Source organism: Bythopirellula superficialaquae (genome assembly GCF_059632245.1).
The window spans coordinates 1-22,839 of record NZ_CP197429.1 but is presented as its reverse complement, the minus strand read 5'-3'; the positions used below and the strand labels follow the sequence as shown (position 1 = coordinate 22,839).

The 22,839-nt window shown below is 48.8% G+C and carries 25 protein-coding genes and 1 tRNA gene; 7 read left to right on the top strand and 19 right to left on the bottom strand.

Annotated elements, in window-relative coordinates; all coding sequences use genetic code 11:
* Nucleotides 1-770 precede the first annotated feature (770 nt).
* The 4 genes from SH678x_RS23300 to SH678x_RS23285 form a co-directional block, all read right to left on the bottom strand.
* Complete coding sequence (locus SH678x_RS23300) at nucleotides 771-1,019, bottom strand: hypothetical protein (protein ID WP_496923147.1); 249 nt, start codon at nucleotides 1,017-1,019, stop codon at nucleotides 771-773.
* Between the two features lie 380 nt (nucleotides 1,020-1,399).
* Nucleotides 1,400-1,573, bottom strand: coding sequence for a hypothetical protein (locus SH678x_RS23295; RefSeq protein ID WP_496923146.1), 174 nt, complete (start codon nucleotides 1,571-1,573; stop codon nucleotides 1,400-1,402).
* Nucleotides 1,574-1,659: 86 nt separating this feature from the next.
* The gene (locus tag SH678x_RS23290; protein ID WP_496923145.1) at nucleotides 1,660-2,061 is read right to left on the bottom strand and encodes a hypothetical protein; all 402 of its coding nucleotides are present in this window, start codon (nucleotides 2,059-2,061) and stop codon (nucleotides 1,660-1,662) included.
* 65 nt (nucleotides 2,062-2,126) lie between these two features.
* Nucleotides 2,127-2,363, bottom strand: a complete 237-nt coding sequence (locus tag SH678x_RS23285; protein WP_496923144.1) for a hypothetical protein — start codon at nucleotides 2,361-2,363, stop codon at nucleotides 2,127-2,129.
* Nucleotides 2,364-2,498: 135 nt separating this feature from the next.
* On the opposite strand from SH678x_RS23285, the gene SH678x_RS23280 reads away from it, so the two are divergent.
* Nucleotides 2,499-2,669 carry a hypothetical protein gene (locus SH678x_RS23280; protein WP_496923143.1) on the top strand — a complete coding sequence of 57 codons (171 nt, stop codon included), beginning with the start codon at nucleotides 2,499-2,501 and terminating at the stop codon, nucleotides 2,667-2,669.
* Nucleotides 2,670-2,686: 17 nt separating this feature from the next.
* Here SH678x_RS23280 and SH678x_RS23275 read toward each other — a convergent pair whose 3' ends face one another.
* The 3 genes from SH678x_RS23275 to SH678x_RS23265 all read right to left on the bottom strand — a co-directional run bounded on the left by SH678x_RS23275 (nucleotide 2,687) and on the right by SH678x_RS23265 (nucleotide 4,890).
* The gene (locus tag SH678x_RS23275) at nucleotides 2,687-3,121 is read right to left on the bottom strand and encodes a hypothetical protein (protein WP_496923142.1); all 435 of its coding nucleotides are present in this window, start codon (nucleotides 3,119-3,121) and stop codon (nucleotides 2,687-2,689) included.
* A gap of 136 nt (nucleotides 3,122-3,257) precedes the next feature.
* Nucleotides 3,258-3,935 (bottom strand): hypothetical protein, encoded by a 678-nt coding sequence (locus SH678x_RS23270; RefSeq protein ID WP_496923141.1) that lies wholly within the window; start codon nucleotides 3,933-3,935, stop codon nucleotides 3,258-3,260.
* 82 nt (nucleotides 3,936-4,017) lie between these two features.
* Entirely contained in the window at nucleotides 4,018-4,890 is an 873-nt protein-coding gene (locus SH678x_RS23265; RefSeq protein ID WP_496923140.1) for a LamG domain-containing protein, read from the bottom strand.
* Between the two features lie 117 nt (nucleotides 4,891-5,007).
* On the opposite strand from SH678x_RS23265, the gene SH678x_RS23260 reads away from it, so the two are divergent.
* From SH678x_RS23260 to SH678x_RS23240, 5 genes are all read left to right on the top strand, one after another.
* Nucleotides 5,008-5,553 (top strand): hypothetical protein, encoded by a 546-nt coding sequence (locus SH678x_RS23260; protein WP_496923139.1) that lies wholly within the window; start codon nucleotides 5,008-5,010, stop codon nucleotides 5,551-5,553.
* A 356-nt stretch (nucleotides 5,554-5,909) separates the two neighbouring features.
* Nucleotides 5,910-6,578 carry a hypothetical protein gene (locus tag SH678x_RS23255; RefSeq protein ID WP_496923138.1) on the top strand — a complete coding sequence of 223 codons (669 nt, stop codon included), beginning with the start codon at nucleotides 5,910-5,912 and terminating at the stop codon, nucleotides 6,576-6,578.
* Nucleotides 6,553-8,058 (top strand): Eco57I restriction-modification methylase domain-containing protein, encoded by a 1,506-nt coding sequence (locus tag SH678x_RS23250; RefSeq protein ID WP_496923137.1) that lies wholly within the window; start codon nucleotides 6,553-6,555, stop codon nucleotides 8,056-8,058. The genes SH678x_RS23255 and SH678x_RS23250 overlap by 26 nt, the downstream gene beginning before the upstream one ends.
* 33 nt (nucleotides 8,059-8,091) lie before the next feature.
* Entirely contained in the window at nucleotides 8,092-8,433 is a 342-nt protein-coding gene (locus SH678x_RS23245) for a hypothetical protein (protein ID WP_496923136.1), read from the top strand.
* A 26-nt stretch (nucleotides 8,434-8,459) separates the two neighbouring features.
* Nucleotides 8,460-10,976 carry a GIY-YIG nuclease family protein gene (locus SH678x_RS23240; protein WP_496923154.1) on the top strand — a complete coding sequence of 839 codons (2,517 nt, stop codon included), beginning with the start codon at nucleotides 8,460-8,462 and terminating at the stop codon, nucleotides 10,974-10,976.
* A 456-nt stretch (nucleotides 10,977-11,432) separates the two neighbouring features.
* On the opposite strand, the gene SH678x_RS23235 is transcribed toward SH678x_RS23240, so the two are convergent.
* The 10 genes from SH678x_RS23235 to SH678x_RS23190 form a co-directional block, all read right to left on the bottom strand.
* Nucleotides 11,433-11,993: a hypothetical protein gene (locus SH678x_RS23235; RefSeq protein WP_496923135.1), complete on the bottom strand. Its 561-nt coding sequence runs from the start codon at nucleotides 11,991-11,993 to the stop codon at nucleotides 11,433-11,435.
* A 178-nt stretch (nucleotides 11,994-12,171) separates the two neighbouring features.
* Nucleotides 12,172-13,578: a terminase large subunit domain-containing protein gene (locus SH678x_RS23230; protein ID WP_496923134.1), complete on the bottom strand. Its 1,407-nt coding sequence runs from the start codon at nucleotides 13,576-13,578 to the stop codon at nucleotides 12,172-12,174.
* Nucleotides 13,579-14,398: 820 nt separating this feature from the next.
* Nucleotides 14,399-14,695 carry a hypothetical protein gene (locus tag SH678x_RS23225; protein WP_496923133.1) on the bottom strand — a complete coding sequence of 99 codons (297 nt, stop codon included), beginning with the start codon at nucleotides 14,693-14,695 and terminating at the stop codon, nucleotides 14,399-14,401.
* 738 nt (nucleotides 14,696-15,433) lie between these two features.
* Nucleotides 15,434-16,780 (bottom strand): hypothetical protein, encoded by a 1,347-nt coding sequence (locus SH678x_RS23220; protein ID WP_496923132.1) that lies wholly within the window; start codon nucleotides 16,778-16,780, stop codon nucleotides 15,434-15,436.
* Nucleotides 16,773-16,943, bottom strand: a complete 171-nt coding sequence (locus SH678x_RS23215; protein WP_496923131.1) for a hypothetical protein — start codon at nucleotides 16,941-16,943, stop codon at nucleotides 16,773-16,775. The genes SH678x_RS23220 and SH678x_RS23215 overlap by 8 nt, the downstream gene beginning before the upstream one ends.
* A gap of 3 nt (nucleotides 16,944-16,946) precedes the next feature.
* The gene (locus SH678x_RS23210; RefSeq protein ID WP_496923130.1) at nucleotides 16,947-17,204 is read right to left on the bottom strand and encodes a helix-turn-helix domain-containing protein; all 258 of its coding nucleotides are present in this window, start codon (nucleotides 17,202-17,204) and stop codon (nucleotides 16,947-16,949) included.
* Between the two features lie 338 nt (nucleotides 17,205-17,542).
* The gene (locus SH678x_RS23205) at nucleotides 17,543-18,124 is read right to left on the bottom strand and encodes a hypothetical protein (protein WP_496923129.1); all 582 of its coding nucleotides are present in this window, start codon (nucleotides 18,122-18,124) and stop codon (nucleotides 17,543-17,545) included.
* The gene (locus SH678x_RS23200) at nucleotides 18,121-19,320 is read right to left on the bottom strand and encodes a tyrosine-type recombinase/integrase (RefSeq protein ID WP_496923128.1); all 1,200 of its coding nucleotides are present in this window, start codon (nucleotides 19,318-19,320) and stop codon (nucleotides 18,121-18,123) included. Before SH678x_RS23200 ends, SH678x_RS23205 begins: the two co-directional genes overlap by 4 nt.
* A gap of 114 nt (nucleotides 19,321-19,434) precedes the next feature.
* Nucleotides 19,435-19,794 (bottom strand): hypothetical protein, encoded by a 360-nt coding sequence (locus tag SH678x_RS23195; RefSeq protein WP_496923127.1) that lies wholly within the window; start codon nucleotides 19,792-19,794, stop codon nucleotides 19,435-19,437.
* Between the two features lie 59 nt (nucleotides 19,795-19,853).
* Nucleotides 19,854-20,150: a hypothetical protein gene (locus SH678x_RS23190; RefSeq protein WP_496923126.1), complete on the bottom strand. Its 297-nt coding sequence runs from the start codon at nucleotides 20,148-20,150 to the stop codon at nucleotides 19,854-19,856.
* 186 nt (nucleotides 20,151-20,336) lie between these two features.
* On the opposite strand from SH678x_RS23190, the gene SH678x_RS23185 reads away from it, so the two are divergent.
* Nucleotides 20,337-20,410 (top strand) — tRNA-Ile (locus SH678x_RS23185).
* On the opposite strand, the gene SH678x_RS23180 is transcribed toward SH678x_RS23185, so the two are convergent.
* Nucleotides 20,370-21,620: a tyrosine-type recombinase/integrase gene (locus SH678x_RS23180; protein WP_496923153.1), complete on the bottom strand. Its 1,251-nt coding sequence runs from the start codon at nucleotides 21,618-21,620 to the stop codon at nucleotides 20,370-20,372. The two genes, SH678x_RS23185 and SH678x_RS23180, sit on opposite strands and share 41 nt — an antisense overlap.
* A 638-nt stretch (nucleotides 21,621-22,258) precedes the next feature.
* Nucleotides 22,259-22,839 (bottom strand): hypothetical protein (locus tag SH678x_RS23175; RefSeq protein ID WP_496923125.1); only part of this gene is annotated, 581 nt, incomplete at its 5' end.

Here is a 22,839-nt window from a genome sequence, read left to right as displayed (position 1 = left end):
CGCTTGGCGAATGTTCACAGCTTCTTGCCGGAACTCGCGTTACTCGTTCAGGCCTACGGGAGGTCGCCATAGAAATGATAAAGCGGACATATTCCTCTCACCGCCGCGGGAATGACTAAGGCATCCCGGGGCTCGCCGCATGTACGCTCTCTCCCTGCTCTGCTGAAATTCTGACATGTACCACCATTTTTTGCTTGTAGCCGGCGCCGTTAGTACTGGAAACTAACGACGCTCGCGCACTGTGGCTCGATCAAGAGATCGTCGAACGCAGCCCGCCGGATTCGCTCATGGTTCCCGCGGCCGATGGCACGTATTTGTCACGCCCCAAAGAGAACAAGCAGAAAGCATTGTTTTAATTGCCAATAAGCGACACTCCCTACAGCCGCATCAACTGCTCACGTACGGTTGCCATTCTGCCCCTCGTCCGCGATACTGGAAAATTCTGGTCAACTCGCCAGCCTTGGTCCGGTAGCTCAGTTGGTTAGAGCAGGGGACTCATAATCAGAATGGTTAATTTTTACCAATCTACAATAATCACCGCAAACTACGATGATTCTCGTCTGTGCTGATGATTGCGACACAATCGTAAATCAGAGTAAATCGAAGTAAATCGGAGTTTAAAGAGAAGTCTACACACGTTCTACAATGCGACTCCGTGATGACATTCTCACGCACTCAACGTGTTGACCCCATGAATTGCGGGGCATGATATGCGAACGCAGCACAGGGGCATTTTCGCGGTGTGAGCGGCCCTTGTGAAGATGGCCTAGCTACTCGTTCAATTTGAGCGATTCTAGCTCCCAGCGATTCTCGCTGACCTGTCTAACCACGCCGGTGAAGTTGGTGCGAATTAACGCTCCGAAAGAGTTTTGTGCATCGACGTAGCTCGTGATCTTATAGCGGCGATCGCCCAAGCTAGTGACGTGCCCTTGGTTGCCATCGAACACGCCGGGGAAGTCGGCCGTCGCTGGCGACTTGAGCCGCTCCGTGACAAAGTCCTCCATCATGATATAGGCCATGCTTGAATTGTCTGCCTCATGCCACGGCACGGAGGCTGGCATCTCATCGGAAACCTTCTTAGTCATCCAGACTGTACAGCCACCCATGAGCAAGAAAAGAAAGAGACAACCCAACAGAGAGTTCTTGGCTGACTCAGTGGGGCAACCGCACTTAGGGCATTTCTTAGCTAGACTGCTGACTAGCTCACCACATTCGCTGCATTTCTTGAGTGCCATGGATTATGTTAGCTCGGCTCAATCTGTTTCTTGGACAATTTCTTGATATTGGATAAACATCGTCTCAAAATTACATGATGGATCAGTGTCTGCGAAGGAACCACATCAGACTTGCCAGTATAAACGCACCTTTAACCAATATCTAGTATTGAGATTTGACTGGCCTAACTGGCCTGTTTGCCTACGATCATCGGGTTGCGATTCTCGCGGAGCATCCGCGAATAGAAACGCCTGGCTTCGATGGCGTTGGGGAGGGTCTTGCGGGTTCGTTGACCGCGGCTGTCATACTCGATTGTGACAGGATTTTCGTTGATCGCTTTTCTGTCCATTGGAAACATGTGTGTAGTATATTCGCACTACATTACTCTCGCAAGCAATAGAAAGCCCTCGGCCATCAATGTGACAGCCGAGGGTGTTGCATTATTCAGCTAAAGATTATTGGTATTTCCAAGTATGAAATTCGCCCTGGCTCCTCCTCTTTTGGGTACATATCGTCATCCCAATCGACTTGATTAAGAATTATGTCGCCGTACGACTCTGCAAGTTCTTCATCGCACAACTCCTTAAGGTATTGTTTCACCAAGATATCTTTTTGAGTGAGTTCGCACTCCATTTGATAAAGTGGATACTCGATACCTTCGTGAGTGCAAATTACTTTGTTGATCCTTCGCATTTCAGTCAGACGAATTGCACCCAGCCCGATCAAAAGTGTTTGCATTGACATCTCATTTACCTGCCCACTTATTGGATGGCAGATGCGTACCATCTTCTGCTTATTTCCCTTGTCTACTGCGTTCGTCTCGGCTTCCGTCTTGGTCTTTGGCATTTCTTTTTACCTTTGTGAGTTTGATTAGGTGGGTACAGAGAAAAACAAGAGTGCGTTTCGCAACACTACTCGCCTGGAGATTGCGATTCGCACCACTCTTGATAAGAGGGCACGGGAGGCAGAGCAGCCAATTCTCGCAAGTCCCTGTCAGACATGTTATGCAGCATTTCGACCAAACTATGATTGACCGACCTCAGGCCGGGAATGATAGGGGTCTTGGCTGCCCTATCTTCGAGTTCTTGCAGATAAGGAAAAATCTCGTGCTTGTTGGAAGTTGATTTGGATCGTTTGGTCTTTGGCATCACTGGCTCCTTTTTGTTGTGGCCGCATCGAACTGATTTGGCCTCATACCTGATCTTCCAGGAACAACATCAAAGAAACAGGCCGCATACGGGACACATAGCGAACAGTTAGCGAACAAGCCTGGCAGCAGCGAGATGCTTGCGTTCCACCTGCTTGACGGTCATGCCATGAGCTTTGGTCAGAGAATACACCTGTTCGATGCTAGGCGCACCAGTGTAGAAAACTTGGGTGGTGAACTGTTTGGAGAAGCCCATCAACTGAAACTATTGAATCGCTTCTTTCCGCTGCTCAAGCTGTATCTGTGAGGGGATAAATTCGCGTGTCATTCACTTGCCACAAGCTCACGCATCTCCGCAAGTAACAATTCCTGCTTGGCGATCATGGCGTCAATCGAAGGAACTTGGATATTACTGACTGCGACCTCGAACTTATTTTGGGCGATCTGGCCTTCCATGTTTGCAATCACAACTTCGTCTTGGGCATTGTCAATCGAAGTATCATCCTCGAGTTCGTCATCCTCGAGCGTCTCAATCTCGGTCTGGTCCCCGTAAGCCAGCTCGCTATATAGCTGTTCGAGCATGTCGATTTTCCGTTGCTGATTTTCAATAACTGCATTGGCCTCTGCCAGTGATTCATTATTCTCAACCGTGACCATGCTTGAGGCTTTGGCAAATGATTCACGAAGAACATCACGAGTAGCATTTTGCGACTGCAACTGAGCAATAAAAGCGCTGGCGTTTTGAATAACAGTCGACATAGCGATCCTCCTTGTAAGAAATTGCGATGCAATAGGAAGCAGAAACTGCATCAAGAGGGATGCAATATAATAGAATAGTACTATATGACTAGACACAGCTATCAAAGATCTCAGGGCAATAATTTAGCCGCAAGAACTAGTAAGCTTGAATGTACTCCCGTGGCAAGAAAACACTTTTGCCTTGGTGTAGTCCATCGAGTAAACGTACTTCCCAAACTCCCGGCCAATTCTGGTCAATTAGTCTACACCGTGTACTTCGTTTGACAGTAACAACTTCTCCTGTCAGGATTAGCCCTGCTATTCCTTGTGTATCTCTAGCGAGCATTAACTGAGCGAGACGATCTCCTGCTGCTGCTGAAGTGCCCGCGTGTACAGCTTCCAGATCACCTGCACGAACATATGCAGTATCGCCAACATTTAATGAAGATGTTCGGTCGCTATGTATCGGGGCTGTCCAGTCTTCTGCATTACCTCGTGTGGGATCAGAGTAATGACTATAAACAAAAACATAAAAGAAAACCGCCGTCATGAAGAGGACTGCAAAAAGGAATAGCGAAGCTTTGATCTTTTCTAATTTTTGCTCCTCATCCGATAGGGCGTCCGTAGTAGCTGCTACAGGCAATTCAGGCGGAACTTGTGCATCAACAGGCGTCATAATGTGCTCAGTGCCCAAATGATCTGCTACCATAAATATTTTAGTGGTAAAAAGGCCCTTGCTTTTTGCAATAGCCAATGCAGATTCCTCATCTTCGGCGTCGATAGTATCAGTTATCTCAGCCCCCGCCCCGTCAATTGCTTTGACCTTGAATTTCATCGGATGCTCCTCCAGCACAAAGCAATAAAATCGAGTTCGCAGTATAAACGCCCCCGCCAGCTGAATCAGTATCCTGATGCCTCTACGAAGAACGACAACAAAGACGATCCTGCGCTGGATGTGGGGAAGAACCGTTCGTGTGATTATTCTGTGTTACTCTACTTAGCAAGCCGAATAAACACACACAAGCAATAGCTGCGGTGCATGGCTCTGGAATTGTGCCTGCTACGTAATGTTCCCATATCTCGTTTGAGCTAAGTGCTCGTCCGTAGATTGCTGCTTCGTCGATATTCCCAGCGAATTGAAACAATCCGCTATGAGCTTCACCGATGTGTAGCGGCTCTGAATTAGTGGTAGCTGGCAGATCCCCTGCAATCGTGGCAACGGCTAACCCATTGATATACAACGTCGCATCATTAGATGCATCAAACACTCCGGCAACGTGATACCACTGCTGGTCGTCGAAATCGTATGGGTGGTCGTAGTCTTTGATATTAAAGGTGGTGAATCTCAGGACAGAGTCGAAGTATGGTCCCGGCATTCCGAGTCCTGGATCAATAGGTATGCTGAATCCGTATCCTCGATCTCCAGATACTTGTACTAACCAAGTCGAAAGTATTGGCCCACGACCTCTTACCCAAGCTTCGACTGTGAAGTTATTCGTTAGTTGATTCAGCTCTGGAAATGGACCTACTGTTACGTAGCCTGTTATACCATCAAACAAAGTTGAAGTATCTGAATCACCCGATATAGCTCCCTCTTGGCCAAGAGTCACATTCCCGATATACGTGCCGTGAAGAGCATTTGAGGAAGTGTCGTAAGCTGTGTTGCCCGTAAGCTCACCAAGCCGCCAGTAGCCTATTGGATTATCATCCAATACTGTAGTGGCATAGTCTGTCGCCCTAGATGATGAAATTGTCACAAAAAGCAAAGCTACAAATAAAGTCAGCCTCACGAGACGACCTTTCGCTGTGGATGGAGAAGCAATTTTGGGATAGTATAAAGCTATCCCAATCTCAATTCCACTATTTTGCTCCTAATACTTCTTTTTCACATCTCTTTAGGTTTGCCAATGGACGCTTTTGAATCTGTAATTGCGGCAATTTTGCAACGGGATGGATTCTGGGTCCGTAACTCATACAAGGTAGATTTGACGGCAGAAGATAAACGTGCCATTAAACGACCGTCTTGTCCTCGCTGGGAACTTGATGTTTTGGCCTACCGTCCTGGAGACAATCTTCTGAGAGTTGTTGAGTGTAAGTCTTACCTCGATTCTCGAGGTGTGTCCGCCAAAGCCTTTACACCAGGCTCTAAAGGTGCGAACCGGTACAAGTTGTTTACTGAGCCGAAGACATGGGAAGTTGTTAGCAACAGGCTTGTCGAAAGGCTGCTGGAAAAGAAAGCAATCAGGAAATCACCGAAAATTGAGCTGTGTCTAGTGGCAGGTAAGATTCCGAGTTCGGAAACAGGTCGTCTAAGCGAGGTGTTCAGAAGTCATGGCTGGAAATTATTTGACGCTGGATGGATCGGCGACCAATTGCGAGAGGTTGCCGCAGAGGGTTATGATAATACAGTCGCTGCCGTAACAGCAAAGCTGCTTCTCAGGGGAATTGACTAAAGATGAAGTTCTCGGACTAAGTACTGTGATTGCTGAAAATTAGTCGTTGCTTATGGCTTTTTTTAAACCATGAGAATTAGGCTTAAGTTCTTGCAGGTCGTTGCAAATAATCAGGCATAGCAAAGTATTTCTAACGACGATGGAATCATTGCAATGGAGTTCACTGTCGTTGATATTCTAGCAGATTTCCGAGAAGCAACTCGAAATATTTGGGATCTCTGCGATCGGTTTGAACGCCGATTTCAGTCGTTTGTATTAAAAAATGCCACTGTTGTGCCGGTCCATGGCAATCTTTCTTTAATTGCGGCATAGTGGTAAATATATCTACAGTACGTGACTTCTTGCGGTGAATGTCAATGGATGCAACTTTGAAAAAGAAACACGTCATCTCTAAAAAGCGAGTTATGGACCATGGGGAGGTCTTCACAGATTCCCGCGAAGTAAATGCCATGCTCGATCTCGTGAAACAGGAAACCGAGCGTATCGACTCTCGGTTCCTGGAACCGGCCTGCGGCAAAGGCAACTTCCTTACGGAAGTTCTGGAACGCAAGTTAAACGTCGTGGATCGAAGGTACCGTCGGAGCCCACACGATCACGAAAGGTATAGCTTGCTGGCCGTCTCATCAATTTACGGCATTGATATACTTGAAGATAATGTCGTCGAATGTCGCGCAAGGCTCTTTGGTATCGCCGAAAGACATTGCAAGACCCTTTTCAACGACGAATTCATGCGGACAATCAAGTTTGTCCTCGGACGCAACATTATTCATGGGGATGCCTTGTCGCTCCAAACGGTTGGAGATAATTCCAATCCGATTACGTTTTCCGAGTGGTCCTTGCTGAACGGCACCATGGTTAAGCGGCGGGACTTTGAGTTTCACGAATTACTTTCTTATGCCGGTATCAAAGGGAAGCCGCTATTTTCCGATCTTGGGGAAGAGGCTTTCTTTCCCGAGCCTGTAAGGGAATACCCTGTTACTCATTACCTGAAACTTGCCGATGCAACTGAGCAATTACAATCCTGATGTATTGAGCTGCCTGGCAAACCTCAGCAGCGACGAGGTATTCACGCCGCCAAAGATGGCCAATGAAATGCTTGATATGTTGCCTAATAAGTTATGGAAGAATGAAAACGCGAAGTTTCTAGATCCGTTCTGTAAGTCGGGAATCTTCCTTCGAGAAATTGCCAAGCGGCTCGATGACGGCTTGTCGAAAAAGATTCCCGATAAACAAGCCCGTCTGAATCATATTTTCACGAACCAACTCTACGGCATCGCAATCACTGAGCTCACAGCGCTGATATCGCGGAGGTCGGTTTACTGTTCCAAGGTCGCCAATGGGCAATACTCGGTGTGTGATAAGTTCGACAATGCTTATGGAAACATTTACTTCCAACGTGTGGAGCACACCTGGGTCAGCGGTCGTTGTTCCTTTTGCGGGGCCAACCAAGAAAATTATGAACGTGGTGACGAACTTGAATCGCATGCCTACAAATTTATTCACACCAATCACCCCGAGGAGATTTTCAACATGAAGTTTGATGTGATCGTCGGAAATCCTCCTTATCAATTAAGTGATGGCGGCTTCGGTAGAAGCGCTTCGCCAATATATAACCAGTTTGTTCACCAAGCAAAGAAGTTAAATCCGCGTTTTTTGACGATGATTATCCCTTCTAGGTGGTTTGGAGGTGGGAAGGGCTTGAACGACTTCCGAGCTGAGATGCTCAATGACAATCGCATCAGGAAGATCGTTGATTTCGAGAATGCAGGAGAATGCTTCCCTGGCGTCGACCTAGCGGGAGGTGTCTGTTATTTCCTTTGGGATCGCGACCACTCTGGCGATTGTGAAGTCGTTAATGTGAATAACGGTCAGAGGGTAAAAGCGACGAGGCCACTTAATGAGTTCAACACTTTTATTCGTCACAGCGAAGCGATGCCCATAATCCGTAAGGTTTTGGCGAAAAAAGGGAAGTTTATGAGTGAACAGGTTACAAGCAGAAAGCCGTTTGGCTTGTCTACCAACACCCGGCCAAAAAATAAAGGAGATATTATTCTTCGATGGCAAAACGGAGAGGGTCCATATCCACGTAAAGAGGTCGAGATTGGAACAGACATAATTGATAAATGGAAAGTGATTACTTCATACGTGAGCTATGACCATGCAGGTAATCCAGGCAAAGACGGACGTCGTAAGGTATTTTCTAAGGTTGAAGTATTGCCCCCAGGTACAATTTGCACGGAAACGTACTTGGTCATTGGCAGTTATGAAAGCGAAGGCGAGGCGAAAAACCTTGTACAGTATATGAAAACTCGCTTCTTTCGGTTCTTGGTTTCACAATTTGTATACTCGCACCACATTACTAAGGAATCTTACTCACTCGTTCCTATACTCGACATGACTAAGACCTGGACTGATGCCCGACTCTTCAAAAGATATGGTATTGAGTCCGGCGAGATTGAATTCATAAAGTCGAAGATTCGTTCAATGGACGGGAATGGTGATTAGACCTCAATCAAACTTGTAGCTCGGGAGACTAGCATGCCACAGCAAGACCCTTACGGATTTTATTTAGATCATGCATTACTTGAGGCGGAGGTTGCAGCGTCAGGAATACTGAGATTTTCGCAGCGATACCAAGCCGCGACCGGGATAGTTATCACACCTGGGAACCCTCAAGAGTATCAGTTGCAGGAGAATAAATGGGGCGCTGAGTGCCGCATTTATTTCAATTCAGATGCTGTTGTCCAGTGCGTTCATCCCTTAGGAATACACGTAGAAGTTGGCCGTCCGTATCGAAACAATTACATGTATCGAATTAACAATCAGGAGCTTTGGTGGGAGCTGGTCGAATTATTCGGCTTTCACCTCGGTGAGAACTAGTCAATACTGCTTGGTAGAGATGAATGATGCCCAACGAATTTTTCCCTCCGCGGCCCGAATCTAAGCCAACAATCTATGCTTATCAAGATTCCAATCCTGAGTATCAAGGGCTGCTAAAAGTCGGCTACACAACCGTAAGTGCCAAGTCGCGGGTTGCCCAGCAGTATCCTACGCTTCGTCCCGGTAAGCCCCCATATCGGATCATTCTGGAAGAGACTGCCGTTCGTAAGGATGGAACGTCGTTCAATGATCGCGATGTCCACCGATACTTACGCGCGGCAGGTTGCAAGAATCCTAAAGGCGAGTGGTTTGCTTGCTCAGTCGATCAAGTGAAGGCCGCAGTAGTGGCTTTATTGCGTGGTGAGGGCTATGAACACGACCGCACGCTCACATTCGCAATGCGTCCCGAACAAATCGAAGCGGTCGAGCGGACAGCTAACTATTTCAAGCGAATGCGGGAGGAAGCTCCGACAAAGCCGCCACATTTCTTATGGAATGCCAAAATGCGGTTCGGCAAGACGTTTGCCTCCTATCAACTCGCCAAGAAGATGGGTTGGCGTAAGGTGCTCGTGCTAACTTTTAAGCCAGCGGTCGAACATGCTTGGGCCGAAGATCTTAAGCGTCATGTCGATTTTAAGAGTTGGCAATTCATCTCCCCGGGCGGTTTGACCTATGAGGATGTCGACACTAAGAAACCATTCGTTTGCTTCGGTTCTTTTCAAGATTATTTGGGCAAAAATCGCAGCACGGGGGGAATCAAAGCCAAGAACGAATGGGTACATGCGACCAACTGGAATTGCGTAATACTTGACGAATACCATTTTGGAGCCTGGAGGAATAACGCCAAGGAGCTTTTTGAAGCGGAAGGTCAAAAGGAACAAGAGTTCGGCGAGGGCCAAGGCATCGAATATTACGACGAAGAGGCGATGCCCATCACGACCGATGCTTACCTTTATCTGTCGGGAACCCCCTTTCGAGCGATTGCCTCGGGCGAATTCATCGAAGAGCAAATCTACAACTGGACATATTCCGATGAGCAACGGGCCAAGCGAGACTGGCAAGAACCAAACAATCCATATGCCGCTCTGCCCCGTATGGTACTAATGACGTATCAGCTGCCCGACGCAATCCGCGAAATCGCTATGCAGGGTGAGTTCAACGAGTTTGACTTAAATGTTTTCTTCGCTGCTGAAGGCACAGGAGACAATGCTAAATTCAAATACGAGAACGAAGTGCAGAAATGGCTTGATCTAATTCGGGGATCGTTCCTACCAACCTCAATCGACAATCTCAAACTCGGGGCCAAGAAACCTCCGATGCCATTCTCCCACGCACCATTGCTGGATGTGCTTAGTCACACGTTTTGGTTCTTGCCAAGCGTTGCGTCCTGCTATGCAATGCGAAATCTCATCAAGAAGCGGCAGAATCGCTTCTATCACGACTATCGAATTGTTGTCTCGGCTGGAAACAGTGCAGGTATAGGCGCTGCAGCACTGGGGCCCGTACTTGACGCCATGGGCAACCCGCTAGCGTCTAAGACAATCACGCTTTCCTGTGGAAAACTGACCACCGGCGTGACGGTCAGGCCTTGGACTGGCATTTTTATGTTACGCAATTCTTCTAGTCCAGAAACCTATTTCCAGGCCTCCTTCCGCGTCCAATCACCTTGGACGATTCAGAACCCAGATGGCGATTCTCCCAATCAGGAGCAGATTGTTAAGGAAGAGTGCTATGTTTTCGATTTTGCTCCCGATCGCGCGTTGCGACAGATTGCTGACTACAGTTGCCGACTCAATATCGACGAGTCGAATCCCGAAAAGAAAGTGGCCGAGTTCATCAGCTTCCTGCCCGTGCTTGCTTACGACGGTAGCTCTATGAAGCAAATTGATGCTGCCGGCATCTTGGACATCGCCATGAGTGGCACAAGCGCAACTCTATTGGCCCGCCGTTGGGAAAGCGCCTTGTTGGTGAATGTCGACAATGCCACGCTGCATCGGCTAATGAATAATGAAGCCGCGATGAAGGCTTTGTCAAACATCGAAGGTTTTCGCAATCTTAATCAGGAAATCGAAACCATAATTAACAAGTCCGAAGCGGTAAAAAAAGCTCGCAAGGAAAAGAATGACGAAGAACTTACACCCAAAGAAAAAAAGGAACTCACCGACGCTGAAAAGGAATACAAATCTAAGCGGAAAGAGATACAAGAGAAGCTGATCAAATTTGCTACTCGCATTCCTGTGTTCATGTACTTGACCGATTATAGGGAACGCACGTTGAAGGATGTCATAACTCAACTTGAACCCGCACTTTTCAAAAAGGTTACGGGACTTTCCGTGTCAGATTTTGAAATCTTGGTCAGCTTAAACGTGTTCAATAGCGCACTGATGAATGATGCCGTTTATAAGTTCAAGCGGTATGAAGATGCTAGCCTCATGTACACAGGAATTAACAAGCACGAAGACGAGGATGTCGGTCTATTCGATACCGTGTTGAGTCAATCTGATTATCAGACAATGTTTGAAAACATCGCCGTGCCTTCATGACGTTTCTTGTTAAGCAGCATTAGTTGGGTGATGGCGGCTGAACTCATCACCCACTCACAGTGCAGCTGCTACGAGTCAAATCAGTTTATTGTCGTCTAAAAATGCCATTCCGGAATGCCCAGAAGATCTTGCTGACGAGGATCGTTCGGAGCGTACGCGATACCACTGTTACTGACTCCGAGACCGCCATCAAATCGCTGACTGCTGGAAGTGCCAGCCTCTCGGTGCAAGGGATTCTCAAAATTCCAGACCGGTAGGCCCAACAGTCCAGTCTGATCCACAGCGGTCAAATTCAGTGTGGGAGCATCGAAGACCTTGGGCGCTAGGCGAGTGACTCGCTGTTCCTTGCTACCACAATCACATTGCCCGTGAGGACGACCACAACATGCATACACTGCTTGATTTAAGACCATCATCGTAAATCTCCTTGAAAAAGGTGGACATAAAACTGTAATTCTAAATTTCTAATTGCTCAGCACGTTGGCGTGCTTCCCTCGCAGCCTGCACACGCGAACTATGGGACTTGTAAACGGCTTCCGACATGCTTGGGCCTGCAAACTTCTGCAATTGATTTTTTGCCCTCATCAATTCTTCGCGAAGTTGCAACACACATTGCTGAAACGATTCCAAATCTTTGTAGGCCTGCTCTTCTGGAAGGGGTCCGGCACCCATGCTGTGAAACGAAGATTGTTCATTGATATAAGATTTACATTGCCAAAACTTTTTCTCTTCAATAGCCAAGCGGCGGGTCAAATATTCAGCTTCACGCGACAATCTTATTTGCTCGTCTTGCGGTGACTCAGCATGATTAAAGAAACCATCGCTGCAAGCACCATTACGAAACAAATACCAACCTGGCAGCAATTGCATGGTTTGGAGTTCGCTCACTCGGATCGACAGTTGATCGTCCCTGCCAATCTGAATGAGTTCACAACCCATGCGTTCTGCAAACTCATGAAAAGTCTCGCCAGGATTGTTCGCCAATTCCGCTTCCAAGGCGCGTAGATCATTCCGCATAGCCGATATCCGTCGGTCGAGTGATCGACGTGTTTCATCATCTTCGCTTGTTAGCAAACTGTCTTCGCCAACTGTGATCTGACGATATAACTCGTTTCGGCGCTGTCGTAGCTCCTGATGTCGATGTAATCGTTGCTCCTGTGGTGTCATGTACTACTCCCTATGTAAGAGGAAAAAATCAATTCATAAAATTCAGTTCACCTTTACGCATGGCATCTAGCAGAGGATTGTCATACATGGCTGCGAGAGCCTCATCTTCACGCTGTTGGGCTTCCAACCGAGACGCAAAGCTCGACATCCAACTGTGGTTATCTTGCTGACTCGATAGCCGGATTACTTTTTTCCCAGCCATCTCGTGAGCCACAAGCAATGCCAAACAGAATGCACTAGCTGTATCACCGTGTCCCTCGCCGTCTCGAGGACTCACAAGCCGCATACCGTAAGATTTCTCCTCGACTCGGAGCTTGTGCAGATCGCGTTTTAACGGTGCACAGTCATAGAATGCGAAGCGTTGATCCTGAAACGACTCGATGGTGAGGCTGGCCTGTTGGCGGAGATTAGTAGCCGTGGGCGGAACTTCTCGCATAAACGGCAAGCTGTTGAATCTCCGTCTGGAATTCCTACGCTTGCGGTTCGTGTCAGCTTCGATAGTTTGTGCCAAGTGTTCCGCTTGCCACGGATCGAAAGCACAGAATTGCATCCGATACTTTTCTTCGCATTCCAAGACGTGTCGTTCGACTTCTAAGAGATTGATTTTTTGCCCGCGTATCGGCTTCCATAACTTGTGATGGGCGAGTTTGATCTTCCCTGACTTGCCGCCCTTGGGAACGGCCATGACTACTAATGCCGCGGCATCGCGTGTCAAACCGAGATCGAGACCACCTACGAAGTAATAGTCGCCTTCATTGCCAGTCATGGGCTGGAGATCAGCAATGAATGCGGATTCAATATCGGATTCAGTTAGAGCGTCTCCCCCAGCGTTACTCCACTGGTTATCCCAGAGGCGGGAATAAGCTGGAGCTGGCAACATTTTGCGTTGGTCGGCAAGCATTTGGGGAGTAATCCACGACGCGACTGGACCATCTAATCTGGAAAAGTGCCATGTTTTGTTGGTGCGTGCTGCTTCGCGGACGTGCCATTGCCAAGTCTCAGAAAAGCCAGCATTAGCGATAACTATGAGCAAGCAAGTTTTCTTCTTTGCAGCAGATGAATACAAGCTATGCCACAAGCTGCCGTCACCCTGCCAATGAGTTAACTCGTCGCAAACAATGAGATCAGGAAGAATACCGTATGAGCTTCCTACATCTGATGTCAAAATCTCTAGCTTGGAACCGTAACCGGGATGGCCTTTGGCGATGTTGACTACGCAATTCCTTTGCACTTCGATCAATCTTTTTCGCCACGGATTCAATCGGATTTGAGTATGAATGGCATCGGTGAGAAGAGCCGCTTGGTCTTTATCTGCTGCAATCACATAAGCACGGATTGGACGAGTTGCGAACATCAAGGCCCACGAACACAGTAAACCTATGTCGGTCGTCTTGGAGTGCCCGCGTGGGCGCTCAAGATAGACGCGGAACTTCATACTCAATCGCCACTTGTCATATCTCCCGTTGCACTTCATTAGGCCCCAGTCGATGGCAGAAAAATCATCCTCTTGCCATTGCTCAATGACTTCGCCTAACGGTCGAACATCACCCGCACAGTCGAGTAGAGTATCATCCCTAAATTGCTTTGGGCTTTTCGCATACTCCTCAAACTGTGCTTGGCTTATCATTTTTTGCGTCTGCGTGCTGCTTGATAACGCTCGTACCTATCGAACTTGTGTTGTGGAACAGGCGTCTTTTGAACAATTGGAATCTTGCGGCTCAACAAATTCAGAAGTTTGGTAATCATTGGACGACTACCTGATAGACACCACCTCCCCTGAATCTGCCCGTCTCCCATAACTCCATGACAAACTCTTGGTGGAGTTGTGTAACTACGTTCAAGGCTTCTGGTGAATCGTTCTCACGACCACGAATGTGCTTGCCGTTGGCAAGACGTAGGAACCAGCTACCGTCATCCTGTACCTTGGCATAACTGCCATCTGAGAATCTTTTAATGGTGTGCTGCACGTTCAACCTCCTCTAATAACTTTTTGTCAGCACGACCCCAATCACTGGGCGTGTTTGCCAATGTGTTGGCAATAAACTGTTGCCAATCGTGCTCACTCATCCTTGTGGCTCGGAATGTACGCATTGATTCGAGCCATTGCTTTGCGTCATGCGAATCTGGCCCTTCGGCACTCGTCCTGGCGTTCCCCGTGGTGCCCCTTGCTGCCCCTGTGCCGCACTCCCTGTCTGAATGTGCCCTGAATTGCGTACATTTGGCGACAATGCGGCATAGGGCGGATATGAGATTCATTAGTTTTTCTCCTTGATTGAGCCATCGAACACACCTGCCCATGGCGTCTCGTCCTTGTTGAGGCCCAGGCGCTCAATGGCTCGATCTCGTGCATCTGACTCTCTGCCCAGTGCCGAGATGTACTGCAACCGTTCTCCGTGGCTCATTTCCTCGGACTTCAATCGCAGCCAGCGTGCAATGAGCAACGCTGCGGCTTCATGGCGTGTCGCGGTGTTAATCGCCAACTCGTGTTGGTATGAGATTTCACCGTGAACTTGGACTACCTGTTCCTCCATCGTGCGTCTGACGATTCGCATCTGTCGCGTGATTCTGATGCAAGGCAAAGTCGGCAGCGTTGTCGTACAACTCCTTTTCAGAGTACTCAGACCGTTCGTCTGGGCATTCAGGTTACCCGTTGGAGCACCTCGTCCCTTCTTGGCCTTCTTTGTCGTATCCTGCATGGGGTGACCTGTTACTTCTGCTCGTTCGCGTGTCGCGGTTTACATGGTGGATGTTGTAGAAACTTCTGGTTCAGTCTGTTTTTCTCGTGCTATTCACAAACCACAAAGGATCGTGTGAACAATGGTGTCTGGCTCACTCGGTATTTTGATGTTGCTGCTAGTGGTGTGTTTTTATCGTGTTCATTTATGCTCCCTAAAAACGCAATACTAAATCACCGAACTTTACATCCATTGAATCATGCTCTCGCGTACATCGTGCTCGTGCGTTGCATATATGGGCATAGTGGTGGTCGTTTGTTTACTTTTTTCAACCGACTGATCCCCACAGCTTGTGACTGCAAACGTCATCAATCTCATCTCCATTTCTGTTACTCCGTTGTGTACTGTTCACACTCGCTGCTTCCTCACTTTTTACCTTCAAGAATCCTCGCTCTAACTCCTTTGATTTCAACGCTTTAACCGCTATCTCACATAGGTAAATGAATATGCGATAATTGGTGTGTGTGATTGTGTGTGTGTGTGTGTTGTTCGTTTTTTTTTTTTTGTCTGATAGTGAAATCAGAAAAATCTGGAACGGCGAGATTGAGCGAGATGTTAGTGATCTCTCAGTATCAACGGGTACTGATTAAACCGTTCGACGTAGGCCTCTTGCATAGCCGCATACGTGACCTGCATTTCCTGTTTATTCGCACGGCAGATCACTCCATCATGGAGGCCCAAGGCGGGGTATCCGCAGGATTGGATTTTTTCGAGGATATCTAGCAGCAAGGGTTGTTCGTGGGCGGCTTGTATTTTCAAGCCAGCCCCCGTGAAGAACGGTAGCTTCGGATGCACAGCAATCACCCGTTCCATCAACCCTTTGACGGTGATCTTGAGCTGTCGCATGACAGGCACATAAGCGGGGTTTTTCTTCAAGAACAAGCTCATACCTGCCATGGCCGCCCGTTGGTCTTTGGCGTTCAATGCCGCATTCACAGCACGCTTAACTAAGGTGCGAGCTTCTTTCTCCAGTCCACGACATATCATCTTGGGAATCACGGATAATGGACGGTACACATCGCCTGACACCTCTTCGCCTGAAAGGTGATAAAGAATTCGCGGGTGATGACCACTAAAATCGAACTCAGCAATAGGTTCCCCATCAATGGTCATCGTGCGTCGTGCTTCTTTTTTCATCAACGAGTAGGAGTAGCAGTCATCGCCGTAGGCGTACAACCTGCCACCATGCTCGAAGTCGCCGTTGTAGATCGCCCGCACCCAGACGTTCGGTGCATCAATCACCAGTGTCGCGGGCGAGGGCGGACCATCGGGATCTGGGTCAGGATCAGGAATCGCACGTTCATAGCGAAATCTAGAAACGAGATTTCGCTCGTTGATCGCAATGATTCTTTCAACGAGTTTTTGGATGTCGGGAGTGAGCTTGAACGGTACGGCTGTTTTGTCTGCATTGCGCAGCACGACCGGATAGTCATCCAAGTTGGTAGGTTTTTTGACTGATGTCGGTGCCGGAGGGAAGAATTCAGGTGACAAAACTTTGGCCCCTTTGAGCAGTCGGAGGCCCTTGACCGAGAGTGCATAGCGTGAAACGTAACCGCTCTGCTGGCTGCCTTTGCGGACGATCAACAATCCCTCACGGATGAGCGTATCAACGATGGAGTTCAACAACCGATTAGCCGCCAACGTGCCATCGCGAGGAATCGCTACGCACGCTCCGACTTTGTCGGCCTTGGCGATGTTCGCCACGACTTCTTCGAGCAGATGAACCTTACGTGCCAGATTGCGACCCTTGAGCGCGAGCATTGGTAATAACCGCTCGTGAATGATCTGCATGACTTTGGCAGGCACACGAATCGGGCCGTACCGATGAGAAGGAAGCTGTCGCAGTTTGTTGGCCGCCTGCATGTCGGCACGCCTGACTGCGGGTGGGAGATTTTCACTCATCGATTTTTCCGCACAGTTCGCGTCCTTGTTCGGTAAACTCGATGGAGAAATCATGGGCGTTGATCGCAGTCACTTGGACGACTCCAGCGGCGATCAATTCGTTGATAACTTCATAGCGGAGTTCATCGTCAGACGGTTCAACGGCATGGTTTTCGTTGGCCATTTTTTATCCTTCCTCATAAAACTGGATGCGGTTGCCTTTGGAAATTTTCTTTTTGGGTAACTCTCGCATGGGTGCTGGGCTTGTGTCGCGTGCTGCATTGAACGCATCTAAATCAGATTGCCGAACTTTATAGATTGGCTTTTTAGAAGTGCTTTTCACGGAGTAGTTAACTGCGCGTAAATCGCCCTGTTGAATCCACCGTCTTATGGTGTATTCCGCCACGCCGCATTGCTCGGCCGCTTGCTTGATGGAGAGCATCATGACTGCACCTCCTTTGCGGGCTTCACTAGCTCAGCCGTGCGTTTACGAGCGGTGATTGAACGTAGTAGCGTTCGTAAGGCTGCGGCTTCTGATTCAAGCTCAGCGAGCCGCGAACGAATGTCACCTTCATCCGCGGAACGGACTAGCTCACAGAGTTCGCGTGTTGATTGTTTTGTTCCCATGTAAAAATGTTTACATGGACCGATGGGCAACTAAATCGCATAAGGGCAACACTTAATGAACACATGAGAAACATGTTAGAAGGCATCAATTCGATGCGATTTAAGAGCGTGTCCTGCGGGAACGATAAAATTCCCGCAGGACACCAGCGGAGGCTGTTAGGAGGTCAATTTCGAGGTCTGCGGGGTCGATGCGGGGGCCTGCGAAGGCGTTCGTCCATCGACAATCGAAGTCTCATAGTAATCGCCGTTTTCTTCGGTTGCAGGCGTGATGACAGCTTTAAGGATGGGCTGCTTTTTCAATAACCTTTTAATTTTAATCAAGATATTTTTGTGACCACTAGCGGCGACTAGGTCTGCGGACTTTGCTTTACCACGCAACCGAATCAACCCCTCCAGTATTTGACGCTCGGTTACATTCAATGGGATGATCTGATTCCCCATTTGGATGCGTTCTCCGCCAAGATAAACGGCCTTGGGCGTAGGAGGCTGACGGCCCATTGCCAGGATTGCGGTACGCATGTATTCCATTTGCTTGAGCGTTCGGGCAAGTTTAAACTCTGACGGTGTGAGTCCGTCAATGTAAGTACACACCTTGAGCGACAACAAATCTTCTTCGGAGTTCGATAGTCCAGCGGACCTGCGACGGTCGTCTTCCACTCGTTGTGGTGTTTTAAGTTCGCCAATGATTTCAGTCGCCAGTAGGCGCCACCATTCATCCAAAAAATAACCAAATCTCATTTCTCACCGCCTTTCTTGGGCTTGGCGAATAACCAATTGTGAACATGATCGGCCACGGCCTCGAGGCGATCATCACCGATCTCTTCGCGATAGACGGCATCAATCGAACCGTCCACATGGCCCATCACTAATCGCACCGCAGGAAAATCTTTCGTAGAATCAGCCCAGGTTCTGAACGTGTGACGCAAACTGTAAAATCCCAGACCCTTTCGGCCATTGATTTTAAGCTCCCGCAATAACTTTTTGAACTGCCCCGACACCGCATTGATGTTGCAAACAGTTTTCAGGACTCGCCCACCGTTGGCGTCCTTGCCCCACGATTCTGGATTGCGGACCCATGGTGCGCCGTACTTCGTCAAAAACACTAAGTTTTTATCACGCGGATTCTTGGGCTTGGCTCGATTGTCGATCACATCTTTCAAGGCTGCGACTGTCTCAGGCCATAGCTTAGACCTGCGTTCAACCCCGGTCTTGCCACGCGGGAACGTCAACCAACCAGCCTTGAGATCGAGATTCGACAAACACAATTCGGCAACGTCCGTGTTGCCGAGAGCACAGTTGATGCCCAAGAGAATCATGCATCGCAATTGGCCTGTCGCTCCGGGGATGAAAACTTCTCCGTCTTGTTTACCGTTGAGCAACCAAAGTACTTCATCGCGTGTGAATAGTTTTTTCCCGTTCGTGGCCTTTTCCTTACGCAATTCAGATCGTGCTGGCTTCACGAACTCCGTACCGTACTTCACGCGGCTAGTGATGAGATCATTCTCGACACCGAAGCGAAACACTGCCTTAATCTTGCTAATAAGGCCGCTCAACGAAACTAGCCCGCGGCCCTTCGACAAGTGCGCCAGCAACGCATTGAAATCTACTGGTGTCAGATCGGCCACGATGCGATTGTTGCCAAAACAAGAAATGAGCTTGTCGCATACCGTCTTATACTCGCCGTATGTCGCAGACGACAATCGGCCCGCCTGCATCTTCGTGAGCTTGGCAGTGAGGTATGCGTTGCACAGTACAGCGATTGTCACCTGATCAGGCGTTGCTGTTGCATTATTCACGTTGCCACCCGTGCCGATGAAAGCTTGATACAGCACGAGGGCATCACTTTTGCCATCGTCTGGCAATCGAACCATTAAACCGTCTCGAATTCTGCCCCAATTGCCAAAGTAATAAACTTTGCCTTTGATCGACTTCATCCACTTCCCTGATGCGTGAGGTGTGAGAGGGAAGTTTTTGGGCTTCGGGCAAACAACAGTTTTGCGTTTCTTTCTAGTTTTGGTAGCCATGACGTTTATCTCCTGATTGAGTTGTTATCTTTTATTGCCGAGGGGCGAATCATCCGCGGCCATTTCGTCTTGCAAATCCTCGTGGCCTTGTTGGAACTCTGCCATGAACTGTTCTAGTTGCTGCGACATTTTGGTAACGCGGATGCCGAGCTTGATCCAATCCCATGAGTTATCTTCCGAGTGATGGCCTTCTAATCGAATCCCAGCAAGATCGCCTTCGGTGTCTTTCCATCTTCCTGTGCCAAGCTGGATATGGCCTTCCTTCACTGTTCGTGTGATGCGATCAACAGCAGAGCGTGACCATGGGATGTCAAAGAACATGAACACACCATCTTCGTTCTGTGTGAGTTGCAAGTCTCGCGGTTCGACAATGTAATTCTGCATTTCATTTTCCTTATGAGTAACGTGGAGCGTGCCACTGTGACACGCCCCACGCATTGAGATTAAGACAACACGATCACTTCGTACTCGACTTGCTCGTCATCCTCACCTTCTTCGATGGCGACGCCTGAATTGCTGTAAGCCGAGTCAACTAATGTGCAGCCCATGCCATCGCATAATTCCTCAACCGAGGACACTGCCAGAGCCTGCTGCGTGTGCGTGATGTCGCCGTAGTCGCACTGAAAGACGACTTTGGCGTTGGCGTCATATCCCTGCAAAATGTCGATCAACTCCTCGACCGTTAGGGCCTGATCGAGCAATTGGCTGATCTCACGCGGGATGTTAGAATTGGCCTTCATGACTTTCTCCTTCGTACAAAAGGGGACTGTTTAGCCTCGTCACGATGTTGACGCATCGTGCCGGGGCGACTTGTTGTAGTGAACACTCGTTCACCAACAATCATTGTAGAAAAGCTTGTAGACTTTACAACAGAGGATCACTTAGAATGGGGTAAATGCCCTTAATCCTCGAAGAAAACGACCAATGGTCCGGTAGCTCAGTTGGTTAGAGCAGGGGACTCATAATCCCTTGGTCGGGGGTTCAAGTCCCTCCCGGACTACTTGAACACTTGTACACCCATGACTGAAATTGCCTAGCAGTGACAAAACAGGGGATTTATTGAAATCGGTCATGGGCTGACATGCAGTGGCTGACACTGGCTGCGTCGGATTTTGCGTCGCTTTTTGGAAATGGCTATCGGTGACCTGAAGGTAGTGTTTCGCGGCAACTTCTTTGGTATTCCCGATCCAAGCGCAGACCACATGCTGGGGAAATTGTTCGGCGAGTTCGGTCTGCCGAGTGCTGCGTAAATTCTGAAAGAGTTTGGGCCAAGGCAGCAGCCCAGCTCTCTCGATGATCCGCAGAAGCTGTGTACGCAGATTGATATTCAAATCCCGGTAGCGGGCTATCACATGGACGGTACCAGGCTCAGCGGCATCAAAAGCCTCTTCAAGGATGGGGGCGAGTTCAGGGAAGATCGGCACTTCCCGAAACGCTTTGCCCGCAATTCGCTCCGTTTTGGGCGACCTAACACGAATCTTTCTCTTTTCCCAATCGACATCGTCCCAAGTCAGAACTAAGTGCTCAGACGGGCAGCGCAGGCCTGCAAAGCGGCTTAAGGCAAAGATCAGACGCCATTCTACATCAGGGCAGGCTTCCAAAACCTTCTGTGAGATCTCGCGGTTCACGAAATAGAACCGATCGGGATTAGCCTGCACCGTTCCTTTCAGGTCGGCGAAAGGGTTCGACTCGATCAGCTTTCGCCGAACTGCTGCTGTGAAGAATTGTTTGGTGATCTGCACGAATTTGCGTATTGTGTTCTCCGCGAGTCCCAATTTTACGAGGTAGAGTCGAAACCCGTCGGCGTCTCCGGGAGTCACCTCTCGGAGGAGCTGATCCTCACCAAAATGTTCGATAAGGTGCTTCTTCGTGGCTCGTTGCTTGAGCAGAGTGCGGGGTTTCAGGTCCGTTCGATCTGCGATGTAGTCATCGAGATATGGCCCGAGAAGCCCCGAGGAACGCGGCCGAATTAGTCCTGCATTGGCGAGCTTCTTGTAGAACACGTCGTCCAGCGACGCTACCCAACGAGCTGTCTCAGCTTCGACGGGGTGCTTTGTGAGCTTGGCATTCAGCAGGTGCTCGACATGCACCTTAGCGGTCTCCGCGGCTCGCTTTGAGATAGCACCCAGGCGGATCGTTTGCCGTTTGCCATTAGGATCTGTGAACAGAAGACGTCGGCGGCCATTCGGGTCATTGGATATGCTTGCCATGATTTGCTCACCTGTTTACTCGCGCGTGTGCGCGTGAGAGAGGAATATAGCATCAAGGATACAGTGTTGGCTATCTTCCAGAACGTTTTGTCAATTCCAGTCTAAAATACTCAGCCAATCGATCTGCCATGTCGAGCCGCAAATTACTCTCGTAATGGGCAAATTTCATCAGCGACGCTCTGGGAACTCCTGTCACACTAGAAATATATGGAAACGAGTCTGGTGAGTTATTGAGTTCTCTGCGGAGAACATCGGTCAAACATTCCGACTTAACATTCTTGGTTGGCATGTATCTTAAAATACATGTAGTGCCTATTAACGTCAATCCTTTTGTGTTGCCTCGGGATGCCAAAGCGGAAATCCCATGGTCTTTTTGCAGTTTGCACAATCGCGTCGAACGGATCGTCGCGAGTGAATTCTGATGTCGCAAGAATCGGTTGAACCACAGTTTTGGCACGTGTTGAGCATGATATGCTCTAGCAATTCCGCTTTTGACCGCGTTACTCGATCTACCAGCTCGGGAGTAATGTCTTCTCGACGGCCTACCACACGTAGCAACCTTCCGCCGAGTATTCGAACCGAGATGAGCTTTTCGTCAAGCTCTGTCAGCAATTCGCATATATCATCGTTTGTACGCATTATATGACAACCTCCGTAAGCTCCACCGACTGGCTGGCTCCGAAGCCGTTCGTCGAAGGATGACTCTGATGACTCAAGTGTCTCAGTACCGGCTCGCCCCCCAATATTGTTTCTTCAGTTTGATCATTAATCTGGCCTGTCTTGCGTGAGGAGGTTTCTGTGTCACTAATATCACTAGAGTCACTTGTAAGGTCTAATAGTGACTCGGGTGACTCTTTTTCGGCTTCCTTTGATCCAAGTTGCACGACATACCAGCGGCGGACCCGACCAGCACCAGTTCGATAGTCAATCGCCTTGCCAGCAACAACACGTCTTCGAAGGTGGCTAAGCTTATTGCCGATCTGACGTCCGGTTGGGACCGATGCCGTACCATGGGGTGGGCACAAATCGTACATCGCTTCTCGAAAAGGACAATCATTGCGCTCCCCCTTGAGAAGTTCCGTGATTTGCAGAGCTGTAAGTCCACTGCTGCTAGGATCAACAAGGTGCCAATTCTCGATTAACGCTCGCAGTGCCTGAGCTTCCCGGTCGCCATCTTCCACGAACTCCTGCCGGGTCGAGGCTGGATCAGGAAGCCCAA